This window comes from Amycolatopsis sp. NPDC059657 (assembly GCF_042734395.1).
Classification (GTDB): domain Bacteria; phylum Actinomycetota; class Actinomycetes; order Mycobacteriales; family Pseudonocardiaceae; genus Amycolatopsis.
In genome coordinates, this window is sequence record NZ_JBHWEB010000244.1 from 1 (window position 1) to 4,914 (window position 4,914).

The 4,914-nt window shown below is 64.1% G+C and carries 4 protein-coding genes and 2 tRNA genes; 3 read left to right on the forward strand and 3 right to left on the reverse strand.

Going from position 1 to position 4,914, the window contains the following annotated elements:
* Positions 1–207 precede the first annotated feature (207 nt).
* The 3 genes from ACFV15_RS47810 to ACFV15_RS47820 are packed head-to-tail and all read left to right on the forward strand — an operon-like array spanning position 208 to position 2,748.
* A complete protein-coding gene (locus ACFV15_RS47810) occupies positions 208–1,869 on the forward strand; it encodes an alpha/beta hydrolase (protein WP_378360141.1) in 1,662 nt (553 codons plus the stop codon).
* Between the two features lie 16 nt (positions 1,870–1,885).
* A complete protein-coding gene (locus tag ACFV15_RS47815; protein ID WP_378360143.1) occupies positions 1,886–2,404 on the forward strand; it encodes a hypothetical protein in 519 nt (172 codons plus the stop codon).
* A gap of 26 nt (positions 2,405–2,430) precedes the next feature.
* A complete protein-coding gene (locus ACFV15_RS47820; RefSeq protein ID WP_378360145.1) occupies positions 2,431–2,748 on the forward strand; it encodes a hypothetical protein in 318 nt (105 codons plus the stop codon).
* 239 nt (positions 2,749–2,987) lie between these two features.
* On the opposite strand, the gene ACFV15_RS47825 is transcribed toward ACFV15_RS47820, so the two are convergent.
* From ACFV15_RS47825 to ACFV15_RS47835, 3 genes are all read right to left on the reverse strand, one after another.
* Positions 2,988–3,061 (reverse strand) — tRNA-Arg (locus ACFV15_RS47825).
* 42 nt (positions 3,062–3,103) lie between these two features.
* Positions 3,104–3,193, reverse strand: a tRNA-Ser gene (locus ACFV15_RS47830).
* A 69-nt stretch (positions 3,194–3,262) separates the two neighbouring features.
* The coding region (locus tag ACFV15_RS47835) for a phosphatidylglycerol lysyltransferase domain-containing protein (protein ID WP_378360146.1) at positions 3,263–4,914 on the reverse strand (1,652 nt) is incomplete at its 5' end.

A 4,914-nucleotide genomic window follows, 5' to 3' on the forward strand; every position in this document is an offset into this window, starting at 1 on the left:
GTACGAACGGCGCTTGCGAGGAGGCATGAGGACATCCTTTCAACAGGACGACTGGTCCTGCTAACTCGGTGTCCACTACCCGGGGTGAACCTCAGCCGCGGCCCAAGACCTGACCGCACGCGAGCGCACACCAAGCGGCCCAAGGCCAGCTTGATGGTTACTTGGGGAGCAGCAAGAAAGTGGAACTCAACCCCATTGCTAGATGCGGTGGGAGCACTCAATGCCGTCTACAACAAGACCATCGCGCTCTCGGATGACCTGCGCGATCTCAACACCCCGCATGGCTGGTCCGGTGAGGCCGCCACCGCCGCCGCCGGCAAGGTCAATCAGATCATCGACAGCCTTGAGGAGCACGCCGCCGAACTCGCGGCCGGCCGACGTAGCTTCGGCGATACGGGTGATGCCATCACAGGCGTTATGCATGGCGTACGCGAGGCGGAGGCTCTCGCGGCGGCGCAACACTTCACCATCGGAGACGACGGCGTGGTCGTTGACAACGGGCCGCCCGCGGGTATCCGCACGGATCAGCAGGAGGCGGTGGCGAGGGAACGCCAGAAGATCGCTGCCGAGCTGCGCGAACGAGTTGACCAGGTAGTCCGCAGCGCCACCGATGTCGACGCGGACTTCAGCCTCGTCCTCGACAAGATCCTGTCCGGGCACACGATCGACGCCGCAGCTAACGACAACGAACACACCAGCCTCGCCGGCGCGGGCAACGCTGGAGATGCTCTCGGCTCACTGACCATCCCGGCGCCGCCGCCAGAGGGTGCGACGGCAGCGCAGAACGCTGCTTACTGGGCCACCCTGAGCGAGGCTCAGCGCACCCGATTGGCGACGGACAGGCCCGAGTTGGTCGGACCTCGTGACGGGTTCTCGGCGAAGCAGCGCGATATCGCCAACCGCGTCCTGATCGGGCGTGAACAAACAACCCTTCGGCATGACCGGGATGAACTGCAACGCAAGATCGACAACTTCCCGCGTACTGGCGGGGGCGAGATCAAGCTCAACGATCAACGCGACTTCGATGCACTCAAGTCCCAGCTCGCCGCGCTTGATGGGAAGCTCCATGGGCTCGACCAACTGAACCAACGGCTGAACCAGCCTGCCGACACGCCAGAGAACCAGAAGTACTATTTGCTGGGCATCGACGGCAGAGAAGACGGCAAGGCCATTGTCGCAAAGGGAAATCCGGATACCGCGGCCAACGTAGCCACTTACGTTCCTGGGACCACAGCCGACCTCGCCACCTTTGGTGATGAGCTCAATCGGGGCGACGCGATGCATCGAGAGGCGGTTGAATCGGGCGGCAAGTCGACATCCGTCATAACATGGCTGGGTTACGACGCGCCCGATACTTTGCTCAATGCGGGAAGTGAGAGCTACGCGGATAACGGGAAGAAGGCACTTGACGGATTCCAGGATGGCCTGCGAGAGAGCCACGAAGGTACTCCGTCACACAATACGGCGGTCGGGCACAGTTACGGAACCACACTCATCGGACACGCCGCGCGCGACGAGAAACTCGCTGTCGATGACCTGGTACTCATCGCCAGCCCTGGCGTAGGTGTCGACCACGCCAGTCAGTTGAACATGCCACGTGATCACGTGTTCTCGACGACTGCCGACAAGGACGTCATCCACGTCACGAACTTTCCCAGGCTCCCCGGCGGCGACGGGATGCCGGGCGATCCGCTCGGTCCAAGCCCCACCGATCCCGAGTTCGGCGGCCGTACATTCCGCTCCGCCCCGGGGACGACAGCGGCGGCGCCACTCGACCTACCCAGCGTCGCCGCTCACGGCGAGTACTGGCAGCAGAACAACCCCGCACTCCGGAGCACCGGCAAGATCATTGCCGGGCAGCAACCGTGAAGCGGAGAGGTGCACTATGAAGCGCGAGTCAGGCAAGCGGCTTGCAGCCATCGCGGTCGCGGTCATGTTAGTTGTCACCGGCTGCGGTTCAGGCGGCAACAGTCCCGGAGGTGAAATGCAACCGACGATCACGCTCGCCGAGGCAGCTAGGAAGGTCGATGAGTACGCCGAGCTTGCTCGGCAAGCTATCGGCCCCGACACCAAGTTCGGGAACCCCGGTAAGAACTATGACTTCCCCTGCTCGAACGCGGACGGCAGCCCGGCTAAAAATCGACGCGATGCCAGAGTGAGTTACCAACTTGAAGGGACCTCAGTCGAAAAGATACCCGTCTACTTCGACGCGATCCGGTCTTTTTGGGCCAGGTCAGGGTTTGAGGTCAACGACGAAGAACCGCCAAACCGCTACCTAGGCGGGGTGAACAAGGCAAACGGGTTCACAATGGCGTTGAAGAGTAACGACCTCGGTGAGGTCTATCTCAAGGTGTCGTCACCGTGCGTCTGGCGGAATGGAAGCCCGGAGCCCGACAAGCCGTAGACAGCAGCGTAACCACAAGGAACAAGGTGAGCCACAAACCGATCGCCAGCCTGCTTGCGATATTCGCGGGACTCACCGTGGTCTTGGCTGGTTGCAAGGGCAACAGTAGCGGAGGTGGAATGCAACCGACGATCACACTGGCTAAGGCTGCCCGAAAAGTCGATGAATACGCGGAAGCGGCTCAGCTGCCGCTCGCGGTCAAGTTCACGAATCCCGACAAGAACTACGACTTCCCCTGCTCGAACGCAGACGGAAGCCCAGCAAAGAATCGACGGGATGCGAGCGTCAGCTACCAGTTAGAGGGTGCCCCGCCAGAGAAGACCTTCGAAGCGTTACGTACTTGATGGCCGTCTGCAGACTTCACCGTTGTCGAAGACGATCCACAACGGAAGTTCTTGACCGCGGAGAACAAGGCGAACGGATTCCGCATGGGTTTGCAGAGCAACGATCTCGGTGAGGTCTACCTCACTGTCTCGTCACCGTGCGTCTGGCGGAACGACACGCCGGAGCCAGACAAGTAGCGGACAGCAAGAAACCCGCCGGAGACCGGCGGGTTTCTTGGTACTGCTGTCTCAACCGTACGTGCGCCCGAAGGGATTCGAACCCCTGACCTTCTGATCCGTAGTCAGATGCTCTATCCAGCTGAGCTACGGGCGCTTGTTCAGTTATCAATCTAGCACCTGCCGGAACAGGCACCAGCGGAGGCTCCGGGATTTGAACCCGGGAGGGGGGGTTACCCCCAACCGCATTAGCAGTGCGGCGCCATAGACCAGACTAGGCGAAGCCTCCCAGGCCCAACGACCACTGCGAAGATAGGTTACACACCCCCCGAACGGGCCTGAACATCACCCCCCGTGTCTAGCGCTGCAGCATCCTGAGCAGGCGCGATGGGCGGCCGCCGAGGCCCTCGGCCTCGAAAGCGGCGATGCCGACTCGCGGTAGGTCACGGACTCCGGGGTAGATCAGGTAGCGGGGAACCCAGCGGGGTTGGAACTTGGCGTTGAAGCGGTAGAGGGACTCGATCTGGACCCAGCGGGACATGAGGCGGATGGCCCGTGCCGAGATGCGGGCGAACGGGCCTGCTCCGATGCGGTGGCCCTGCTCCATGACCGCGCGGAAGGCGGCGAAGTTGAGGGAGACGTGGTGAATGTCACGGTCCGGGCAGGCGAGCATGAGCTCCGTGATCATCAGCTCGTTGACGCCGTTGTCGGCGGTCCTGTCGCGCCTCATCACGTCCATGGACAGGCCGTGTTCGCCCCAGGGGACGAACTGGAGGATGCCTCTGATGCGGCCGTGCTGGTGGGCTGTCACGAGGACCGAGCCCGGGTCGCCCATGCGGCCCAGCGCCATCGAGAAGCCGCGTTCCGTGGCCGTTCCGCGCCAGTTGGCGGCCAGCGCCACCAGCTCGGCCAGGTCGGGGCCTGAGATCTCTTCGGCTCGTCTCACCTGGACGTCGTAGCTGGCTCGGCGGGTGCGGGAGACCGCTTGGCGGACGCCGCGCATTACTCGGCCGTCGAGGGTGAAGCCGAGTGCGTCTACGACGGCTTCGTCGCCGATCTCGAGTACCTCGAGGTCGAAGCGGGCCCAGACGGTGGCGCCCAGCTCTGAGCAGCCCAATACCGCTGGGATCCAGCCGTGGCGGCGGCAGACCTCGAGGTACTCCTCGATCGCGCCTGGCCAGGCTTCGTGGTCGCCGAGCGGGTCTCCGGAACACATGGCGACGCCGGCGATCACTCGGTAGGTCAGTGCCGCTTTGCCGGACTTCGAGAAGACCGCGAACTTGTCGCTGCGGAGTGCGAAGTAGCCCAGGGAGTCTCGGTCGCCGTGCTCGTCCAACAAGAAGCGCAGGCGTGCGATTTCCTCGGACGACAGTGCTGGGGACGGTTCGGCGGACCTGAGCAGGAAGTACGCGGCCAGCAGGACCGCGGCGATGCCGAACAGCAAACCTACGGCCGCGCTGAGGTCCTCCATCCACATCGCGTGGAAGACCGCGGGGCCGGTCACGCCGACCAGCGCCAGGCTGGACTGGGTCACTCGGCCGACGAAACCGAGCGGCTCGAGTACCGCTCGGGAGGCGACCGACAACAGGGTGAAGTTGATCAGGAATCCGGCCGCGGTCAGCTGGAGGAAGACGCCCAGCGCGCGCCATTTGCCGGTGACCGGGTCGGGCAGCGCGATGAAGTACTTGCGGGTCGCCAGCAGCGTGACCAGCAGGGCTCCGGAGACCAGGCCGGGGCCGAAGACGTGGCGCAGGCCCAGGTGCGAGACCGTCAACAGGACCGTCGCGCCGACCGCGAGCTGCCAGGCGCGGCGTTTGCGGCGGCGGAGGCCGGTGGCCAGCAACACCAGCAAGACGCCGGTGACGAGGACGATGGCGGCCGCCGCCGTGGTGGCGTCCTGGGGCAGCTCGAGCCACTCCGCCAGGTGCCCGCGCAACGTCCTGCGTCCCGCGGGCACCAGCACGGAGACCAGCGCCAGCAACCCCACCAGGCGGGTGACCCAGGTGACGG

Excerpts from the sequence above, each read along its gene's own strand:
- ACFV15_RS47815 (WP_378360143.1), top strand. The coding sequence starts at position 1,886 with ATGAAGCGCGAGTCAGGCAAGCGGCTTGCAGCCATCGCGGTCGCGGTC.